We start from the raw sequence: 19,672 nt of genomic DNA, 5'->3' as shown, positions 1-19,672 counted from the left end.
AACAGCCCGGTGGTCCGATCTACGGCACAGGTTCAAGGACCTCAGGAGCGACTCGGGTTGCCACCGGGCTGACAGGGGATGGTAGCTAATCATCTCCCTGCGGAGAGACACAAGGAGCGACTTCAGTCGCGATGGCTCGGGCACCGCCGTTGATCGCGACTGAAGCGGAATGCCGCCCAGTCGCTCCTACAAGTCGGTGCTACAGGGCAGGGGCGACAAAAAAGCCCGACCCGCCAATGGCGGGCCGGGCTTTTCGCTGCGCCGGAGCGGCGCGATCAGGCCGCGTCGCTGCTTACCGACTGCCGGATCAGATGGTCGAAGGCGCTCAGCGCCGCCTTGGCGCCTTCGCCCACGGCGATCACGATCTGCTTATAAGGCACCGTGGTTACGTCGCCGGCGGCGAACACGCCGGGAACCGATGTCTCGCCGCGCCCGTCGACGATGATCTCGCCGTGCGGAGTCAACTCAATGGCGCCCTTCAGCCAGTCGGTGTTGGGCAGCAGGCCGATCTGCACGAATACCCCGGCCAGATCCACCCGGTGGGACTCACCGCTTTGCCGGTCCTTGTAGAGCAGGCCGTTAACGCGGCCGTTTTCACCGGTGATTTCGGTGGTTTGCGCGCTCACCAGTACGGTCACGTTGGGCAGGCTGTGCAGTTTCTTCTGCAGCACCGCGTCGGCGCGCAGCTTGTCATCGAACTCCAGCAGGGTCACGTGCTTGACCACGCCGGCCAGGTCGATGGCCGCTTCCACGCCGGAGTTGCCGCCGCCGATCACCGCCACATCCTTGCCCTTGAAAAGCGGGCCGTCGCAATGCGGGCAGTAGGCCACGCCTTTGCCCTGGTACTCAGTTTCCCCGGGCACGTTGATCTTGCGCCAGCGGGCGCCAGTGGCCAGCACCAAAGTCCTGGACTTGAGACTGGCGCCGGAAGCGAATTTCACTTCGTGCAACCCGCCTTCCTGGCTTGCTGGGATCAACTGTTCGGCACGCTGCAGGTTCATGATGTCCACGTCGTACTGGCGGACATGCTCTTCCAGCGCGGCAGCCAGTTTCGGGCCTTCGGTTTCCGTCACCGAGATGAAATTCTCGATGGCGTTGGTATCCAGCACCTGGCCACCGAAGCGCTCCGCCGCCACACCGGTGCGGATGCCCTTGCGGGCGGCATAGATGGCACTGGCCGCGCCGGCGGGGCCGCCACCCACCACCAGGACGTCGAACGGGTCCTTGGCGTTGAGCTTCTCGGCGTCGCGCTCGGCGGAGCCGGTATCCAGCTTGGCGACGATCTCTTCCAGGCTCATGCGGCCCTGGCCGAACGGTTCGCCGTTCAGGAACACGCTGGGCACCGCCATGACTTCGCGCTCTTCCACTTCATCCTGGAACAGCGCGCCATCGATGGCCACGTGTTTGATATTCGGGTTCAGTACCGCCATCAGGTTCAGTGCCTGGACCACGTCCGGGCAGTTCTGGCAGGACAGAGAGAAATAGGTTTCGAACTGGAAGTCGCCGTCCAGCGCCTTCACCTGTTCGATCACCTCCTCACTGGCTTTTGGCGGGTGGCCGCCTACTTGCAGCAGCGCCAGTACCAGGGAGGTGAATTCATGCCCCATGGGGATGCCGGCGAAGCGGAGGCTGATGTCGCCGCCGATCCGGTTCAGGCTGAACGAGGGCGTGCGAGCGTCGTCGCCGTCATCGCGCAGGCTGATCTTGTCGGACATTGCTTCGATCTCGCGCAACAGCTCCAACAGCTCCCGGGATTTGTCGCCGTCGTCCAGGGACGCGACCATCTCGAACGGTTGCGTGATGCGCTCCATGTAGGACTGCAGTTGGTTTTTCAGGTTGGCGTCAAGCATGCCGGTCTCCATGACAATGAGAGGGGAGGGAAGCCCGGGCGCGAGGCCCGGGCGTCTTCACGCGGTAAGGCGCGATCAGATCTTGCCGACCAGGTCCAGGGAAGGTGCCAGGGTTTCCTCGCCTTCTTTCCACTTGGCCGGGCAAACTTCGCCAGGATGGGCGCGCACGTATTGAGCGGCCTTCACCTTGCGCAGCAGGTCGGACGCGTCGCGGCCGATGCCTTCGGCGGTGATTTCCAGAGCCTGGATCACGCCGTCCGGGTCCACGATGAAGGTGCCACGGTTGGCCAGGCCTTCGTCTTCGCGCAGTACTTCGAAGTTACGGCTGATGGTCGCGGTCGGATCACCGATCATGGTGTATTTGATCTTGCCGATGGTCTCGGAGCTGTCGTGCCAGGCTTTGTGGGTGAAGTGGGTGTCGGTGGACACGGAGTAGATTTCCACGCCCATCTTCTGGAACTCTTCGTAGTGGTCGGCCACGTCGCCCAGCTCGGTGGGGCATACGAAGGTGAAGTCGGCGGGGTAGAAGAAGAATACCGCCCAGTTGCCTTTTACATCAGCGTCGCTGACTTCGATGAATTCGCCGTTCTTGAAAGCCTGGGCCTTGAACGGTTTGATTTCGGTGTTGATTACAGACATGTCTAGCTCCTTTATTCAGAGTGGTCAACGTGACATCCCCTAAGATAGGGGTGAAGGTGTGATTTTAATAATGGATTGCGGGAATAGTCATGATTGGCGTCACCTATCAGGGGTTCACCTATCAGGAGGTCGCCTGTGATGGGCGAAGCGGTCAGGTCTCCGGACCTTCCTTTTCCTCTTTTTCCCGCAATACCAGTTCCGCCTGTGTCATCCAGTCGTCGCCCAGCTCCCGCTGGACGTACTCACGGATGAACTGACGAACCTTTTGCGACGGTGTGACATCCTCCCGTGCGCAGAGACGCTCGAACACGGCTTTCTTGCGGGGATCAATCAACAAGGTGAGGCGGGCTGTGCGCTTTTCCATGGCAATGATGTTAATCTCATTAACATATGATGTAGATTCAGTTTGAATATAATACCCGGGTTCCATTTTCTCAACCGCATCGGGTCCCATCACCATGTCCCACCGCGCTCACCTGTTTTCCCTGCGTCCCGCCCATGCTCTGCGCGAGAGTCTGGCCGAGGGGTATGACGCACGTCGCCTTGGTCGTGATCTGGCCGCCGGCATCACCGTCGGCCTGATCGCCATCCCGCTGTCCATGGCGCTGGCCATCGCCAGCGGCGTGGCGCCGCAATACGGGCTCTATACCGCCATCGTCGGCGGTTTCCTGATCGCCCTGTTGGGCGGCTCCCGGTTCAGCATCTCCGGGCCCACCGCCGCCTTCGTGGTGATCCTGTACCCGGTGGCCCAGGAGCACGGCCTCACCGGCCTTCTGATCGCCACCATGATGGCAGGCGCCATGCTGATTCTGATGGCGTTGCTGCGCCTGGGCAGGCTGATCGAGTACATCCCGCCGCCGGTGACCCTGGGCTTCACCGCGGGTATTGCAGTGGTGATCGCGACGCTGCAAATCAAGGACCTGCTGGGATTGCCTCTGGAATCCCTGCCCGCGTCCTACCCCGGCAAGCTGGCCGCCCTGGGCGGCATGCTGGGTGAGGTACACGGTGCCAGCCTGGCGGTGGCCCTGGCTACCCTGGCGGTGCTGTTGATCTGGCCCCGTCTGAAAACGCCGCTGCCGCCTCATTTGCCGGCGGTGCTGGTGGGCGGCGCGCTGGCCGCCTGGTTCAACCACCAGGGGGCCGCCGTGCCCACCATCGCCTCCCGGTTCCACTATGTGCTCGACAGTGGCGTGACCGGGCAGGGAATTCCGCCGGTACTGCCGGAGCTGGCCTGGCCCTGGGCGCGCGGCGGCGAGGCGCTGGGTGGCGCCGCGTTGTGGCAGTTGGCGGTGAGTCTGGTGCCCACCGCGTTCGCCATCGCCATGCTGGGTGCCATCGAGTCGTTACTGTGCGCGGTGGTGCTGGATGGCATGACCGGCCGTCGCCACAGCGCCAACAGTGAGCTGCTGGGGCAGGGCGTCGGTAACCTGGTGGTGCCCCTGTTTGGTGGTATCACCGCCACCGCCGCGATTGCCCGGTCGGCGGCCAATTACAAGGCGGGTGCGCAAACCCCCCTGGCCGCCATGCTGCATGCGCTGGTGGTGCTGCTGGCGATGGTGGCGCTGGCGCGCTGGCTGGGCTATCTGCCGATGCCGGCCATGGCGGCGTTGCTGCTGCTGGTGGCGTGGAACATGAGCGAGGCCCCCAAGGCCGTGCGTCTGGTGCGCCGGGCTCCCGCCGGTGATGTGCTGGTGTTCCTGGTCTGCTTTCTGCTGACCGTATTCGTGGATATGGTGGTGGCGATCACCGCCGGGGTCCTGCTCGCCTCGCTGCTGTTCATGCGTGACATCGCCGCCATGACCCGGGTCGGCGACATGACCGGTTCGGCACGGCTGGCGCCCTACGGCCTGCCGGAAGACTGGGGTGTCTTCAAAATCAGTGGGGCGTTGTTCTTCGCCGCCGCCGACCGGGTGTTCGGCGAATTGGCGGCTCTCGCCGGAGAGCGCCGTGTGCTGGTGCTTTACATGGATGGCGTGCCGGTGATGGACGCCGGCGGTCTGGCGGCGCTGCAGCGGTTCCTGGCGCGTTGCGAGGAAAGCGGCACCCGGGTGCGTATCGCCGATCTTCAGTTCCAGCCGCTCAAGACCCTGGCGCGGGCCGGCGTGACGCCCCGTGAAGGGGTTTACTCGTTCCACTCCACTCTGGAGGAAGCTCTGCGCGCGCCGGCCTGAGGCCGGCGCTTTACGCTATTTTGCGATTGGTCCTCTTGTTTTCGCGGGTCGCCATCGGCATCACTAGGGGCACCCCAAGTTATTCGTTCCACCCACGCAGGGAGAGACCATGAGCGAGAAGCAGCCCTTTCTCACCGATATAAAAACCATCCGCGAGCGGGCGCGCGAGCACATCGAGCGCGGCGCCGTGACCGCGGGCTACGCCGCCGATCGGGAAACCGTGCTCAGCCTGCTCAATGAGGCGCTCGCCACCGAGATCGTATGCACGCTGCGCTATAAGCGGCACTACTACATGGCGGATGGCCTCAACGCCAGCATCGCCGCGGATGAGTTCCTGGAGCATGCGCAACAGGAGCAGCAACACGCCGATTGGCTGGCCGAGCGCATCGTGCAACTGGGCGGCGAGCCCAATTTCTCTCCGGAAGGCCTGCAGAGCCGCTCCCACGCGGAGTACGTGGCCGGCGATAGCCTCAAGGAAATGGTCAAGGAAGACCTGATCGCGGAACGGATCGCCATCGACAGCTATCGGGAGATCGCCACTTACCTGGGCGACAAGGACCCCACCACCCGCCGCATCATGGAAGAGATTCTGGCTCAGGAAGAGGAACACGCCGACGACATGGCGGCGATTCTGGAGTCGCTCTAATCGGTACGGCATCACCAGCGAAGGGAGGACATGGCGTGATCAAACCGGAACGCGAACGCCGCCACGGCAAGGCGGTGGCGGGTATTCAGGTGCGCACCAATCAGGAGCGGGAACTGCGGCCGGAAGACGCCCAACTGGACCGCCTGTGGGAAAAATTCAACGATGAACGCCTGGCCGAGACGATCCCGGACAAGGCCGCCGGATCGCCGGTGTACGGCGTCTACACCGAGTATGAAAACGGCGCCGAGGGCGACTACAGCGTATTGGCCGGTGTCGAGGTAACGGATGAGACGAAGGTTCCGGACGATTTCGCCACCCTGACGCTGGAGGCCGGCGAGTATCTGGTTTTCCGGGCGCAAGGCCGGATGCCGGAAACCGCCATGGAGGCCTGGAGCCAGGTATGGCACTACTTCGAGGCGGAAGATGCCCCGCAACGGGCCTTTCTCACCGATTATGAGGTTTATGAGGGCACCGATCGGGTGACCCTCTATGTGGGTATCCGTTGACTCAGCGCACCCGCCGGCCCCGGTAGATCACCGGTTTGTCGCTGGCGGGGGCGGTCTCCGATTTCCCGGAGGCTGGTGCTTCCGGGTCCGGTAGCGGCTGGCCACGATACATGCGCCGGGCCGGTCTCGCGACCGGCTCCGGCGCCGCTTCCGGCTCCCCCGCTTCTTCGTCGATGCGCGCCATCAGGCGTTTCAGTTCCGCCGAGGCGCTGCGTTCGGCGTAGGCCTCCAGTTCCTCGCGCAAATCCGGGTCAGTCAGCGACAGACGGGCCCCGAATTCGTCGCGGATCAGCCGCCGGCATTGGTTCACCAGCGTCACCACCCGGTAATGCATCAACCAATGGGCGTTGATTCCTCCCCCGCTCATGCTCTTCGCTCCGTGACATCGGCTTGAGAAGCCAAGCAGTTTCCGTGCCAGAGCGGCTTTATTTCCCCTTGTTGGCGAGCATGGGTTTCAGGAAGTGGCCGGTGTGGCTGCCCTTGGTTTTGGCGACCTGCTCGGGTGTGCCCTCGGCAATAATCTGCCCGCCGCCGTCGCCGCCTTCCGGGCCCAGGTCCACGACCCAGTCGGCGGTCTTGATCACGTCCAGATTGTGCTCGATCACCACGATGGTGTTGCCGTGGTCACGGAGCCGGTTGAGCACATCCAGCAGCAACTGGATGTCCTGGAAATGCAGGCCGGTGGTCGGCTCATCAAGAATATAGAGCGTGCGACCGGTATCGCGGCGAGACAGCTCCCGGGCCAGCTTGACCCGCTGCGCCTCGCCGCCGGACAGCGTCGTGGCCGCCTGGCCCAGCTTCACGTAGCTCAGGCCCACGTCGAGCAGGGTCTGCAGGCGTCGCTGCAGTGCCGGCACCGCGTCAAAGAATTCGCGGGCTTCCTCGATGGTCATTTCCAGCACTTCGTAGATGTTCTTGCCCTTATAGGTGACCTCCAGGGTCTCCCGATTGTAGCGTCGCCCTTCGCAGACCTCGCAGGGCACGTAGATATCGGGCAGGAAGTGCATTTCCACCTTGATCACGCCGTCACCCTGACAGGCCTCGCAGCGCCCGCCCTTGACATTGAAGCTGAAGCGGCCGGGCTTGTAGCCCCGGGCACGGGCTTCCTGGGTGCCGGCGAACAGCTCCCGCACCGGCGTGAAAATGCCGGTGTAGGTGGCCGGGTTGGAACGCGGCGTGCGGCCGATCGGGCTCTGGTCGATGTCCACCACCTTATCCAGGTGCTCCAGCCCCTCCAGGCTTTCGTGGGGCGCGGCTTTCAGGGTGCTGGCCTTGTTCAGTTTGGTGGCCGCGAGCGGGTAGAGAGTACGGTTGATCAGCGTCGATTTCCCCGACCCGGACACCCCGGTAATGCAGGTGAACAGCCCCAGCGGCAGATTCAGCGGGTGGCCCTTGAGGTTGTTGCCGGTGGCGCCGAACAGGGTCAGCCAGAGGTCATCCTCGTTACGGCGGCGCTCGGCGGGTACTTCGATGCGCTTGCGCCCGGAAAGGTAATCGCCGGTGAGCGACTGTTTGTTGGCGGCGACCTGCTTCGCGGTGCCCTGGGCCACCACCCGGCCGCCGTGCACTCCGGCGCCGGGGCCGATATCAATGACGTGATCGGCGGTGCGGATGGCGTCCTCGTCGTGTTCCACCACCAGCACCGTGTTGCCCAGGTCACGCAGCCGGGTCAGGGTATTCAGCAAACGCTCGTTATCACGCTGATGCAGGCCGATGGATGGCTCGTCGAGCACGTACATCACCCCCACCAGGCCGGCGCCGATCTGGCTGGCCAGGCGGATGCGCTGGGCTTCGCCACCGGACAGGGTCTCGGCGCTGCGCTCCAGGGTCAGATAGTCCAGGCCCACGTTGACCAGGAACTGCAGCCGGTCGCGGATTTCCTTGAGAATCTTCTCGGCGATCTCGCCACGGCTGCCGCTCAGTTTGAGACTGTCGAAGTAGTCGAACGCCCGGCCCACCGCCAGGCGCACCAGGTCCGGCAGGTTGGTGTCGCCGATGAACACATGGCGGGCGGCCTCACGCAACCGCGAACCGTGGCAGCTGGGGCAGGTTGAGGTGGACAGATAACCGGCCAGCTCCTCGCGCACCGCGTCGGATTCGGTCTCCCGGTAGCGGCGCTCCATGTTCGGGATGATGCCCTCGAACGGATGGTTGCGCTTGATGATATCGCCGCGATCGTTGAGGTAGCGGAACTCCACGCTTTCCTTGCCGGTGCCGTACAGAATCTTGTGGTGCACCGTTTTGGGCAGCTTGTTGAAGGGCTGATCCATGTCGAAGCCCAGGCTCTGGGCCAGGGCGTTGAGCATCTGGAAGTAATAGACGTTGCGGCGGTCCCAGCCGCGGATCGCGCCTTCGGCAAGGGACAGCTCGTCGCTGGTGATCACCTTGTCCTCGTCGAAGAACTGCTTGACGCCGAGGCCGTCGCAGCTGGGGCAGGCACCGGCCGGATTGTTGAACGAGAACAGACGGGGTTCCAGCTCCGGGATCGAGTAGCCGCAGTGTGGGCAGGCGAACTTGGCGGAGAAGGTGATCTCCGGGTTGTCGGCGTCCAGCGGCTCGCCGTCCATGGAGGCGATGATGGCGATGTCGTCGGCCAGGTTGAGGGCGGTCTCGAAGGACTCCGCCAGCCGGTTCTGCAGATCGCCGCGCACCTTGAAGCGGTCCACCACCACCTCGATGGTGTGCTTCTTGTTCTTGTCCAGGGTGGGGGCCTCGTCCAGATCGTAAATGCGGCCATCCACCCGGGCGCGAATGAAGCCCTGGGCGCGCAATTCGTCGAACAGGTTCAGGTGCTCGCCTTTTTTCTCGCGGATCACCGGCGCCAGCAGCATCAGCCGGCTGCCTTCCTCCATGGTCAGCACCTGGTCGACCATCTGGCTGATGGTCTGCGCCGCCAGGGGGGTATCGTGCTCCGGGCAGCGTGGCTCGCCCACCCGGGCGAACAGCAGCCGCAGATAATCGTAGATCTCGGTGATGGTGCCCACCGTGGAACGCGGGTTGTGGCTGGTGGACTTCTGCTCGATGGAAATGGCCGGGCTCAGCCCCTCGATGTGGTCCACGTCCGGCTTTTCCATCATCGAGAGGAACTGCCGGGCGTAGGTGGACAGCGACTCCACGTAACGGCGCTGCCCCTCGGCATACAGCGTGTCGAACGCCAGGGACGATTTGCCGGACCCGGACAGGCCGGTGATTACCACCAGCTTATCGCGGGGAATGTCGAGATCCACGTTCTTCAGGTTATGGGTGCGCGCGCCCCGAACCAGAATGGTATCCATGAGATGGCGAGCCCTCGGCTACTGTCAAAATGAACAGTGCAGTATAGGGGAAATACCGTGAACGGGGAAAGAAGGCGGGCACACGCCGACACCGGCCGGGTCGGCCCGGCGTCGGAATGATCAGAGGTTTTCCTGGGCCCAGTTCACCGCCTGCAGGCGGTTGGAAGCGTTGATTTTCTTGAAGATGTTGTAGATGTGGGTCTTGATGGTGTGCGGGCTGAGGCTGAGCACCTTGGCGATTTCGGAGTTCTTGGCGCCGGTGGCCATCACCTTGAGCACCTCGATTTCGCGGTCGGTGAGGTTGACCTCGTTGCGGGCGAAAGTCTTGTTGAAGGCCCGGCTTTTGACCAGGTACTGCTGCAACACCTTGCGCGGGAACCACAGTTCGCCCTTGAACATGGCCTTGATGCCCTTGGTCAGCAGGTCCTGCGGGCAATCGTGCTGGAAGCCGCCGTTGACCATGGGGAGTCCGGCCAGACGCGACAGATCGTCCTCATGATCGACGTTGAAAACACCGATCAGAATATCGTTGGGCAGCCGTTTGTCCGCATCCATCAGGCGGGCGATCACCTGATTGACGTCCACCGAATGAAAATCCACCAGGAACAGGTTCTGTTCCACCCCGGCGAGGTCGTCCTCGTTAACCTGATCCACGGACTTGATGGCCGTGGCGGGGATCGACGCCTTGTCGAGAAACTCGGTGAGCAGGGCGTTCTGAAGATGCTGGCCACCGACCACGTACACCTTTTGTATCGTTGAAGTATCCATCAATTCGTCCATGATGCATCCCGGAAAACCCGGGGGGGAGCTAAGAAGAAAAACTGAATCAAGTCATCAATTTATCACCGCTTTAGCGGGGCTTCAATTTACCATCATTCCCAGGGGCGGCATCATCCCCGTCGTCCGCTAATCTGATACACTCCAGTCCCATTTCCGTATCCTTGATGCTTGACCATGACGGACGCTTCCCGGGCCGCCTTGCGGCGCACCGAACTTTCCACCACCGGCTCCCTGGCCGCGATCTTCGCATTGCGCATGTTCGGCCTGTTCATGATTCTGCCCGTGTTCGCCGTGTACGGGGAGCGACTGGACGGCGCCACCCCCCTGTTGATCGGCACCGCGATCGGCGCCTATGGCCTGATGCAGGCCATGCTGCAGATCCCTTTTGGCATGCTTTCCGATCGCTTCGGCCGGCGCCCGCTGCTGCTGGCGGGCCTGCTGTTGTTCGTGGCCGGCGGCGCGGTGGCGGCGCTTAGCGATACCATCCATGGCGTGATTCTGGGCCGGGCGTTACAGGGGGCCGGCGCCATCGCCAGCGTGATCATGGCCCTGATCGGCGACGTGGTCAGCGAGCAGCGCCGCACCCGGGCCATGGCCCTGATCGGCATGTCGGTGGGGGGCGCCTTTATTCTGGCGCTTATCCTGGGGCCGTTGCTGGCCCACTGGCTGGGCCTCAGCGGCCTGTTCTGGCTGACCGTGGTGCTCGGCATCCTGGCCATGGGCGTGGCGTTCGGCGTGCCTTCGCCCCAGGTGCGCGCCGCGGAGCCGTTGCCGGCGGCCCAGCGTTTTGGCCGCGTACTGGGCGATCCCAACCTGCGCCGTCTGGACCTGGGCATCATGGTGCTGCACCTGACCATGACCGCCTCCTTCGTGGTGTTGCCGCAGATCCTCAAGCAGCGCCTGGGGTTGGACCTGCAGCAGCACAGCCTGCTTTATCTGGCGGTACTGGTGACCAGCTTTCTGGCCATGGTGCCGCTGATTATTACCGCCGAACGACGTGGCGCGATGCCAGTCAAGCGCCTGGCGGTGAGCCTGCTGATCGTGGCCGAGGTGTTGCTGGTCCTGGCCGGCGGCACGCTCTGGCACTTCGTGTTGGCGCTGTTCGTTTACTTCATGGCCTTCAACCTGCTGGAGGCGCTGTTGCCTTCCCTGGTTGGCCGGGCGGCGCCGGCCGGTACCCGGGGCACCGCCATGGGGGTGTATTCCACCAGCCAGTTCCTGGGCGTGTTCATCGGTGGCCAGGTGGGTGGCGCCCTGTACCAGTGGGTGGGCGCGGAAGCGGTGTTCCTGGGCTGTGCCCTGCTGGCGGTGGTCTGGCTGGCTTGCCTGTGGGGCATGCGCGAGTTGCCCAAGCTTGATAACCGTGTGATCCACCTGGAGAACCGCCAGGACTGGGGCGAGGTGGCGGCCCGTTTGCGCGGGGTGCCCGGGGTGCTCGAGGCGGTGGTGGTGGCTGAGCAGAGCCTGGCCCTGCTCAAGGTGGACAATAAACAGCTTGATGAAGAGGCGCTGGCGGCCCTGGCCGGCGAGGTGCGCAAGCACTCCTGACGGGGGTTACGCCGGCGAGCGCAAAGCGGCACAATGGTCGGTCTTGCACCGGCCCGCGCCGGTGGGTCGTCTTAAGAGATTGAGGGAGTGAACAGCCATGGCGAGAGGCGTCAACAAAGTCATTCTGATCGGCAACCTGGGCGCCGATCCGGAAACCCGGTTCATGCCCAGCGGCGGCGCCGTGACCAATGTCCGGCTCGCCACCACGGAAAGCTGGAAGGACCGCCAGAGCGGCCAGCAGCAGGAGCGCACCGAATGGCACCGGGTGGTGTTCTTCAACAAGCTCGGCGAAATCGCCGGCGAGTACCTGAAGAAGGGCTCCAAGGTGTATGTGGAAGGGTCGATTCGCACCCGTAAATGGCAAGGGCAGGACGGCCAGGATCGCTACACCACGGAGATCGTCGCCAGCGAAATGCAGATGCTCGATGGCCGTGGTGGCGGTGATTTCCAGGGCGGAGGCGGCGGTGGCCAGGGCGGTTATGGCAACCAGGGCAACCAGAACAACGACTACTACGACCAGAGCCGCAATCAAGGTGGCGGCCAGGGTGGTGGTGGCGGCCAGCAACAGGCGCCGGCCAATCAGGGCGGTGGTTTCAGCGGCCCCGCCGACGATTTCGACGACGACATTCCGTTCTGATCGACAGGGGTTCCAATGCGGCGCTGGTTTGCCCTGGGGGCGGTGTTCGTGGTTTGTTTGCTGGTGTTCATGGTGGTGCTGATGCCGGCCGCCGTGGTGGTGGAGCGGGTGCCGGCGCTGCGTCCCGGCGGAGCGCCGCTGACGCTGGCCAACGCCCGCGGGCCCTGGTGGGATGCCCGTGTCGATGCGCGTTGGCGGCAGCACCGGGGCGAATTGAGCTGGGCCCTGGACTGGCACGGTTTGACGCCCGGCGTGCAACTGTCCATGGTAAGCGGTGACCTTGACGCCAACGGCTGGCTTGGGGCGGACTGGGGTGATTGGCGCCTGGAGCAATGGCGCGCCACCGTGCCGGTGGCTCCGTTCAGCGCCGGGGTGCCCCAGGGTAATGCCGACGGTACCGTGGATTTGACCCTCATGGCATTGGAACTCGCCGACCATGCCGTGGTCGATGCCAAAGGGACCTTGACCTACAGCGGCGGCACCGTGACCTGGGGTCGCGATGGCGCGGCCAGCGTGCCGCCCCTGGACGGGCGTCTGGCGATGGTCAACGGGGCCCCGGAGCTGGAGGTCACCGGGCCGCGACAACAACAACTGGTGCACGCCCGGCTTGAGAACGAAAAACTGAACGTGCAGGTCCGTCGGGCCTGGCCTCAGTTGCTTGGGGTAAGTCAGGGGGGCGATCCCTCCGACGTGGTGTTTCGCATGAGTCGCCCCTTGACCCTGGGGCGCTCCGGCTAAGTGCCGGCGGATAATAAGCAGGTCACAAAAGCGTGCCTAGAATGGCCAGGGACGTCCGGGTTCCGATAAGGCGGCAAGCCTTCGGACCGGTGGGCCGGTATAAAACGATAATGGGATTGAAGGTTTTATGATTCAGTGGGCCCGGAGGGGAAACCGACAACGCTGGGAGCGGATGGCGCGCGCCGTACTGGCTCTGTTGTTGGTTGTGATTCTCGCCTATTTGATTGCCCAGACCGTCTGGTTGCTTTGGTACGGCCCCCGCGATGCGTTGCCCGAGACCCGGTTGCGCCAGGTATCGGTGCAGGCCGGCGCCCAGGGTGGAGCGGCGCTGTCCGCCGCCCAGGTGGAAGGCTGGCGGCTGTTCGGCGTGTATCAGGCCGAGCCCTCCGAGGAACGCCCCGTGGACGCGCCGGAAACCCGCCTCAGCCTGGAGTTGCTGGGTTTGTTCCAGACCCGTGATCGGGGCCGTTCCTCGGCGATCATCGCTGAGCGTGGCGGTGACGCCGAACTCTACCACATTGGTGACAGCATTCCCGGGAACGCTACCCTGGAAGAGATTTACGCGGATCGCGTGATTCTGCGCCGCCAGGGTCGGCTGGAAACCCTGCGCCTGAATGAACTCAAGGGGCTGGCGGGCGGCGTGACCCAGGTCACCGAGCCGGAGCCGCGCAGTCCGGCGCCCAGCCCGCAGACGGATCTGGCCCAGCAGCGCACTGCCCTGATTCGCCAACTGGGCCTGCAGCCGGTGAGTGCCGGCGCCGACCAGGGTTACAAGATCGGCGAGCGGGCCCCCCAGCAGTTGATCGAGCAGGTGGGGCTTAAACCCGGTGACGTGGTGGCGTCGGTGAATGGCTACCCCCTCGGCACCGAGGAAAGCGATCTGGCCGCTTTGCAATCCTACATGGAAAGCCAGGCGGCGATCATTGTCGTGCAGCGCGGCGAACAGGAATTTACCGTGAACTACCCACCTTAGCGAGACACCTATGAAGTCGGCCTTAAAAACGATAATCGCAGTGGTGGCGCTGAGCCTGGCGCTCGGTGTCCATGCCCAGCAGCAGGCCCGGGTGGAGGAAACCGGCGACGGTAAGACCTGGACGGTCAATATCCGTAACGCGGACATCCAGGCGTTCATCAACCAGGTGGCGGAGATGACCGGTAAGAACTTCGTGGTCGATCCGCGCGTGCGGGCCCGCGATGTCACCGTCATTTCCAATAAGCCGTTGACCGCCAGCGAAGTCTACGAGCTGTTTCTATCGGTGTTGCAGGTGCACGGTTACGCGGCGGTGCCTTCCGGAGAGGTGATCAAGATCGTCACCAACACCACCGCCAAGCAGAGTAATCTGCCGCTCACCGAAAACGCGGGCAGCGTGGACGGCGAGGAACTGATCACGCAGGTGATCCCGGTCGACAACTCCCCGGTGGAGGAACTGGTGCCGGTGCTGCGCCCGCTGGTGCCGCAGTACGGCCATCTGGCGGCGGTGGGGTCCGCCAACGCGCTGATCATCAGTGACCATGCCGATAACATTCAGCGCATGCGCGCCATTATCAACAGCCTCGATACCGCCGAAAGCGACGAAGTGGAGATCGTCCAGTTGCAGCATGCCTTCGCCGGCAACATGGTGCAGCTGCTGGAGGAACTGACCAAGGCGGATGCCTCGGGCAATAACCGCCGGCGCGGGCTCCAGGGCGCCGCCACCGTGGTCGCCGATGAGCGTACCAACCGGTTGATCATCAAAGGCGATCGCGGCACCCGGGCCCGTCTGATCCCGCTGGTCAATCAGCTCGACACGCCGTCCAGCGCCGCCGGTGGTGTCCAGGTGGTGCGTCTCAGCCATGGCGACGCCGAACAGATGGCGGAGCTGCTCAAGAACTTCGCCGCCGGCGCCTCGGCGGTCCGTCAGGGCGAGGGCAATGGCGGCGCCGCGGCGACGCGCACCGCCAATGCCACCGCCGGGGTTTCGATCCAGGCGGACACCTCGCTGAACGCCCTGGTGATTCGCGCCGAGCCGGAGATGATGAAGCAGTTGCAATCGGTGATCAGCCAGCTCGACGTGCGTCGCGCCCAGATCCTGATCGAGGCGGCGATCGTCGAGGTCACCGGCGACAAAGCCAGCTCCCTGGGCTTCCAGTACGTGGCCGGTGATCTTGAGAATGGTGTCGGCGCGGTGAACTTCGGCGGCAGCGGGGTAAGCATCAACTCCCTGCTGCAGGCGGTGATTACCGAGGACCCGTCCAATATTTCCCTGGGTGACGGCATTACCGCCGGCATCGGCGAAACCGATGCCGATGGTGATATCGAATGGGGCGCCCTGATTCAGGCCCTGGCGCGCACCACCAATACCAACCTTCTCTCCACGCCCAGCATTCTGACTCTGGATAACCAGGAAGCCTCCATTATCGTCGGTGAGAACGTGCCTTTCGTCACCGGCCAGGCTTCCAGTACCGGCTCCGGCGTCTCCAACCCCTTCACCACCATTCAGCGCGAGGACGTGGGCCTGACCCTCAAGGTCACTCCCCATGTGGCGGGCCTGGACACCATTCGCCTGGAGCTGGAGCAGGAAACCTCGGCGGTGAAGGAATCCACCGGGGAAGCGGTGGACATCGTGACCACCAAGCGCAAGCTGGCCACCACGGTGCTGGCGGATGACCGTGAAACCATCGCCCTGGGCGGTCTGATCACCGACGACGTTCAGGATTCGGTGATCAAGGTGCCGATTCTGGGCGATATCCCGCTGCTGGGCGTGCTGTTCCGCTCCACCAGCAAGAGTCACGTGAAACGCAACCTGATGGTGTTCATCAAGCCCACGGTGCTCGCCAGCAATGACCGCCTGGTGGATATGACCCGGGAAAAATACATGGGCGTCACCGCCATGCAGTTCCGCGTCAACGACAAAGGGGAGTTGGTGCGTGAAGTGAAGTTCCCGCTGCCCACCAAGGTGGAGCGCATCTTCGATGGGCGTTCGCCGGTGTCCGAGGACTACCGCCGCGCCTACCAGGAAGAACAGTTGAAAAGCGATGAAGACTCCGCCACCCCGCCCACTTCCGGCCCGGTCACCGACACCGACAGCGTGATACCGGAGAAGGAAGAGCCCGCCGCCAGCCGGCCCGAGGAGGGCGAAAGCGCCCGCTAGGCCCCCGCTACCGGGCCCGTTTCGGGCCCGGTGATTACTGCTCCAGCGAGCGCAGGTTATTCAGCACCTTGCGGCTGCGCTCCAGCTTCTTCAGCAATTCCGGGTTGTCCGGGTCCAGCGGCGCCACGCTCCGCCACAGCCGGTTGGCCGCCTGGTAATCGCCTTCCGCGTAGAGCGCCTCGCCGCGAGCCATGGCCCGTTGGAAGCGTTGTCGCGACCAGCTTTCCACCCGGTCGCGAAGGGCATCCAGTTGTGGGTCCTGGTGCTGGAGCAGGAAAGCGCGGGCGGCCAGAAGATCATCCAGGCGTCCGCTTTCGCGGTACCCCTCCACCAGGGCTTCGGCCTCTTTGCGGTGCGCCCGGTCGCGGGCATCCCGAGCCCGGTCCCGGGCGCTGTGCAGCACCTGCCTGGCCTTGCCCAGGGCCTCGGGGGCGGCCGTGTCCGGCGCCAGGCGGTGGGCGGTTTCCAGGGCCTCCAGCGCCTGCGGCCAGCGGCCGGCCTCGGCGTAGTCGTTGCCCATGGCCAGCAGCTCGCGGTGCAGTTCCTCGCGCAATGCCATGCGCCGCTGGCGGGCCTGGCGGGCGCGCGGGTCCTGGTAAGGGAGCAGGGCCTGGTCCAGATCCGGCGTGCTCAGCAGGGCGCGGGCTTCGGCCAGATAGTCGCGGCTGAGCAGGGCGCGCAGCCGGGCTTCCCGTTGATCGTCGAGCTGTTCCATCAACTCGGTCACCGGCTCCGGGTCCACTACCCGTTCGCGGGCTTGCCGCAGAACCTGGTGTACCTCCTGCCACTGTTCCCGCTCGGCCAGGGCACGCGCCTGGTCCAGCGCCTGGTCGCGGTATTCGCGGCTGGCCTGCAACACCCCTTCGCGCTGCTCCATGAGCAGGGCATGCCGGGGGTGGCCCTCGTCGGCCTCGTCGATGACCGCCAGGGCGCGCCGGTAGTCCTGTGCCTTGAGGGCGTCGCCGACCCGATCAGCCGGATCATTGAACGAAGACAGGGCGGCGCAGCCGGAAAGAAGGACGGCGCCGGCCAGCGCGGTCAGGCGCGGCATGTTATGACGAGGCACTCGGCGTCTCCAGGTACTGCTCGGCCAGGAATTGGGCGATCCGTTGTTCCATCAGGGTTTCCGACAGGGCGTGCACCCCGTCCACCCGGTAGGTGCCGACCGGCTCGCTGCGCCCGCGTACACGCATGGCACCGTATTCGATGGCGCGTACCCGGGAGCCGATATTCGGGTTTTCGATGAGCGGGGAAGCGGCGATGATTTCGCCGGCGCCGGCCATGTTCGACAGCCGCGAAGCCAGGTTCACCGCGTCGCCCACCACCGTGTATTGCATGCGTTCCCGGGAGCCCAGGTTGCCCGCCAGCATTGGCCCTGAATTCATGCCGATGCGGAATTCCACCGTGGTCTGGCCGCGGGCGGCCCGGTATTCGTTGAGTCTGGCCACCAGTCTTTGAATCATCACCGCGCAGCACAGACCGTGGAACAGATGTTCCGAATCCTCCTCGGGCACGCCGAACACGATCATCGCGCAGTCGCCCATGTATTTGTCGATGGTGCCCCGGTAGAAGGAGGTCGCGGTGGTGATGGCGTCGAAGTAGACGTTCAGCATGTCCGCCACGGCTTCCGGTGCCAGGCTTTCCGACATGCGGGTGAAACCGACGATGTCGGCGAACACCACGGTGGCGTTCACGTCCCGGCCGCCAAGGGTGACCTGGTCCAGATTGGCCATCATCTTGCGCGCCACCGAAGGGCTCACGAAGCGCTGCAGGACGCGCTCCACCTGGTCCTTTTCAAGCATGCCATGGGCCATGCTGTTGTAGGCCTCGATCAGATGGCCGATTTCGTCGTTGCGGCGCTCCTGGATCCGGTATTGCAGGTCGCCCTGGCGCAGGGCGCTGGTGGCGGCCAGCAGGTTGTGGATCGGCTGCGCCAGGCGGCGGCTGATCAGGAAGGAGGCGATGATCGCCAGCAGTCCCATGGCCAGGGTGGCGGTGATCATGGTATCGCGCACCTCATGCTGGGCGGCGGTGATGGAGCGATCCGACAGCGTCACCGCCACGGTGCCGGCGCGGTTCCCATCCACCGTCACCGGCGCCTCGTAGGTGCTCATGGCTTCGCCGTCATGGTGCCAGCGGCGCATCGGCAGATTCGCCGGGGTATTCTGGGACGGTTGCACGCCGGCCTGCTCCACCGGTCGACCGTCGCGGTCGAACAGGGCCGCGCCCTCGATGCTTTCGCTGCGTACCAGATTGCTCAGGTGAACCTTGAGCAGGAAGTGGTCCTCGGCGAGCAGCGGTTCCTGGGCGGTGTGCGCCAGTTGCGTGGCGATGGCGGTGCCGAACCGGTCCGCCTGCTGGCGCATGCGTTCGAGCTGGTTGTTGAGAAGAAAGGCACCGAGAAGCGTCATGCCCACCAGGATCAGCGCCGAGATCGACAGGCCCATTTTCCAGGCGACCGGAAAATATTCCGGAATATAGGGCTGGATCAGGGCGTCGAAGCGCCGTTTGAACCCACTGGACGCGGATTCGCCGGGAGCGCCGTCGCCATCCGGACTGGCGGGGGGGGGGGGTGCGGAAGGTTTGTTCACCGTGGCTACCGTAGCGGCTTCTCTTGTCAGGGTGCGTGGGCAGTGTCACATTGCCAGACTGGCCCCAGGGAAACCACCATAAGGTCGACGAGAGCATGGCTTTTATTCGTGAACGGCGTCTGCACGCCAATGGAATGGACTTTTTTATCGCCGAAGCGGGTGAACCGGGGGCTCCCCTGGTGCTTTGCCTGCACGGCTTTCCGGAGTGCTGGGCTTCCTGGCGCTATCAGTTGCCGGCGCTGGCGCAGTCCGGCTACCACGCGGTGGCCCCGGATTTGCGTGGTTATGGCGAAACCGGCGGCCCCACCGAGGTGGATGCCTATCGCCAATCCTTGCTGGTGGAGGACGTCATCGCCCTGATGGATGCCCTGGGCGCGGATCGTGCCATCCTGGTCGGTCATGACTGGGGCTGTGCCCTGGCCTGGCAGGTGGCGCGCCAGCGCCCGGATCGGGTCGCCGCCCTGGTCGGCCTGTCCGTGCCCTACGGCGGCCCGGCGCCACGGCCGCCGACCCACGCCATGCGTGAGATGTTCGGCGATCACTTTTTCTACATGCTGTATTTCCAGCAGGCCGAGGTGCCGGAACAGGAATTGGAGGCGGATGTGGAGGACAGCCTGCGCCGGCTGTTCCACAGCCTTTCCGCCGACGGCATCGAGGACTTCCGGGTGGCCCCGGACGATACCCGGGTACTGGCGGCCATGAAACCGCCCCGGACACCGCCGCGCTGGATGCGCGACGAGGATCTGGCCTATTACGTGGCGCGGTTCCGCAAAACCGGCTTCACCGGGGCGCTCAACTGGTATCGGGCCATGGACGCGTCCTGGGAGGAAAGCCGCGACGACGATAACTGGACGCTGACCGCGCCCGCTTTGTTCCTGGGCGGCATGCAGGATCCGGTGGTGCTGTTCAGCCAGAAGGCCCTGGCCCGCATGCCGGATTACGTGCCTGACCTGAGTACCGTGATGCTGGATCAGTGTGGCCACTGGATTCAGATGGAGCAGGCGGTGGAGGTGAACCGGGAGATCCTCAATTTTCTGGCGGAAAAGGGGCTTTAGCGGCGGAGCGAGCTCAACGCACCGGCTCCTGACCTGGATCAAGAGACGGCGGCGCCCGTCGGGGCATTATGTTCATGGGGCGGCGACGCCCCGCTGCGTATGCTT

17 protein-coding genes are annotated in these 19,672 nt (G+C 64.4%); 9 read left to right on the top strand and 8 right to left on the bottom strand.

What is annotated here, in order from left to right:
- Nucleotides 1–275 precede the first annotated feature (275 nt).
- From ahpF to JF515_RS17490, 3 genes are all read right to left on the bottom strand, one after another.
- Nucleotides 276–1,850, bottom strand: coding sequence for an alkyl hydroperoxide reductase subunit F (gene ahpF, locus JF515_RS17500; protein ID WP_203105746.1), 1,575 nt, complete (start codon nucleotides 1,848–1,850; stop codon nucleotides 276–278).
- Between the two features lie 75 nt (nucleotides 1,851–1,925).
- A complete protein-coding gene (gene ahpC / locus JF515_RS17495; protein WP_203105745.1) occupies nucleotides 1,926–2,489 on the bottom strand; it encodes an alkyl hydroperoxide reductase subunit C in 564 nt (187 codons plus the stop codon).
- 151 nt (nucleotides 2,490–2,640) lie between these two features.
- Complete coding sequence (locus tag JF515_RS17490) at nucleotides 2,641–2,949, bottom strand: hypothetical protein (protein ID WP_238401156.1); 309 nt, start codon at nucleotides 2,947–2,949, stop codon at nucleotides 2,641–2,643.
- On the opposite strand from JF515_RS17490, the gene dauA reads away from it, so the two are divergent.
- The 3 genes from dauA (at nucleotide 2,948) to JF515_RS17475 (ending at nucleotide 5,812) form a co-directional block, all read left to right on the top strand.
- Entirely contained in the window at nucleotides 2,948–4,660 is a 1,713-nt protein-coding gene (gene dauA / locus JF515_RS17485; protein WP_203105744.1) for a C4-dicarboxylic acid transporter DauA, read from the top strand. The genes JF515_RS17490 and dauA overlap by 2 nt on opposite strands.
- A 109-nt stretch (nucleotides 4,661–4,769) precedes the next feature.
- Nucleotides 4,770–5,306 (top strand): ferritin-like domain-containing protein, encoded by a 537-nt coding sequence (locus JF515_RS17480; protein WP_203105743.1) that lies wholly within the window; start codon nucleotides 4,770–4,772, stop codon nucleotides 5,304–5,306.
- A 35-nt stretch (nucleotides 5,307–5,341) separates the two neighbouring features.
- Entirely contained in the window at nucleotides 5,342–5,812 is a 471-nt protein-coding gene (locus JF515_RS17475; protein ID WP_203105742.1) for an effector binding domain-containing protein, read from the top strand.
- 1 nt (nucleotide 5,813) lies between these two features.
- Here JF515_RS17475 and JF515_RS17470 read toward each other — a convergent pair whose 3' ends face one another.
- From JF515_RS17470 to JF515_RS17460, 3 genes are all read right to left on the bottom strand, one after another.
- On the bottom strand, nucleotides 5,814–6,179 hold the full coding sequence (locus JF515_RS17470) for a hypothetical protein (protein ID WP_203105741.1): 366 nt from the start codon (nucleotides 6,177–6,179) through the stop codon (nucleotides 5,814–5,816).
- Nucleotides 6,180–6,237: 58 nt separating this feature from the next.
- A complete protein-coding gene (uvrA, locus tag JF515_RS17465) occupies nucleotides 6,238–9,087 on the bottom strand; it encodes an excinuclease ABC subunit UvrA (protein WP_203105740.1) in 2,850 nt (949 codons plus the stop codon).
- A 120-nt stretch (nucleotides 9,088–9,207) separates the two neighbouring features.
- The gene (locus JF515_RS17460) at nucleotides 9,208–9,867 is read right to left on the bottom strand and encodes a LuxR C-terminal-related transcriptional regulator (protein ID WP_238401155.1); all 660 of its coding nucleotides are present in this window, start codon (nucleotides 9,865–9,867) and stop codon (nucleotides 9,208–9,210) included.
- A gap of 174 nt (nucleotides 9,868–10,041) precedes the next feature.
- Between JF515_RS17460 and JF515_RS17455 the strand changes: the two genes are divergently transcribed.
- From JF515_RS17455 to gspD, 5 genes are all read left to right on the top strand, one after another.
- A complete protein-coding gene (locus tag JF515_RS17455; RefSeq protein ID WP_203105739.1) occupies nucleotides 10,042–11,415 on the top strand; it encodes an MFS transporter in 1,374 nt (457 codons plus the stop codon).
- 97 nt (nucleotides 11,416–11,512) lie between these two features.
- A complete protein-coding gene (gene ssb / locus JF515_RS17450) occupies nucleotides 11,513–12,052 on the top strand; it encodes a single-stranded DNA-binding protein (protein WP_203105738.1) in 540 nt (179 codons plus the stop codon).
- A 15-nt stretch (nucleotides 12,053–12,067) separates the two neighbouring features.
- Nucleotides 12,068–12,790, top strand: a complete 723-nt coding sequence (gene gspN / locus JF515_RS17445; protein WP_203105737.1) for a type II secretion system protein N — start codon at nucleotides 12,068–12,070, stop codon at nucleotides 12,788–12,790.
- Nucleotides 12,791–12,962: 172 nt separating this feature from the next.
- Nucleotides 12,963–13,763 carry a type II secretion system protein N gene (locus JF515_RS17440; protein WP_238401154.1) on the top strand — a complete coding sequence of 267 codons (801 nt, stop codon included), beginning with the start codon at nucleotides 12,963–12,965 and terminating at the stop codon, nucleotides 13,761–13,763.
- Between the two features lie 40 nt (nucleotides 13,764–13,803).
- Complete coding sequence (gspD, locus tag JF515_RS17435; protein ID WP_338015245.1) at nucleotides 13,804–15,921, top strand: type II secretion system secretin GspD; 2,118 nt, start codon at nucleotides 13,804–13,806, stop codon at nucleotides 15,919–15,921.
- Between the two features lie 34 nt (nucleotides 15,922–15,955).
- Here gspD and JF515_RS17430 read toward each other — a convergent pair whose 3' ends face one another.
- On the bottom strand, nucleotides 15,956–16,987 hold the full coding sequence (locus tag JF515_RS17430) for a hypothetical protein (RefSeq protein WP_203105734.1): 1,032 nt from the start codon (nucleotides 16,985–16,987) through the stop codon (nucleotides 15,956–15,958).
- On the bottom strand, nucleotides 16,974–18,368 hold the full coding sequence (locus JF515_RS17425; protein WP_203105750.1) for an adenylate/guanylate cyclase domain-containing protein: 1,395 nt from the start codon (nucleotides 18,366–18,368) through the stop codon (nucleotides 16,974–16,976). Before JF515_RS17425 ends, JF515_RS17430 begins: the two co-directional genes overlap by 14 nt.
- A 239-nt stretch (nucleotides 18,369–18,607) precedes the next feature.
- On the opposite strand from JF515_RS17425, the gene JF515_RS17420 reads away from it, so the two are divergent.
- Nucleotides 18,608–19,567 (top strand): alpha/beta fold hydrolase, encoded by a 960-nt coding sequence (locus tag JF515_RS17420; RefSeq protein ID WP_203105733.1) that lies wholly within the window; start codon nucleotides 18,608–18,610, stop codon nucleotides 19,565–19,567.
- Nucleotides 19,568–19,672 lie beyond the last annotated feature (105 nt).

This window comes from Alloalcanivorax marinus, assembly GCF_016785095.1.
Taxonomy (GTDB): domain Bacteria; phylum Pseudomonadota; class Gammaproteobacteria; order Pseudomonadales; family Alcanivoracaceae; genus Alloalcanivorax; species Alloalcanivorax marinus_A.
The sequence above is the reverse complement of the archived record's forward strand: the minus strand, read 5'-3'. Positions and strand labels throughout refer to the sequence as shown.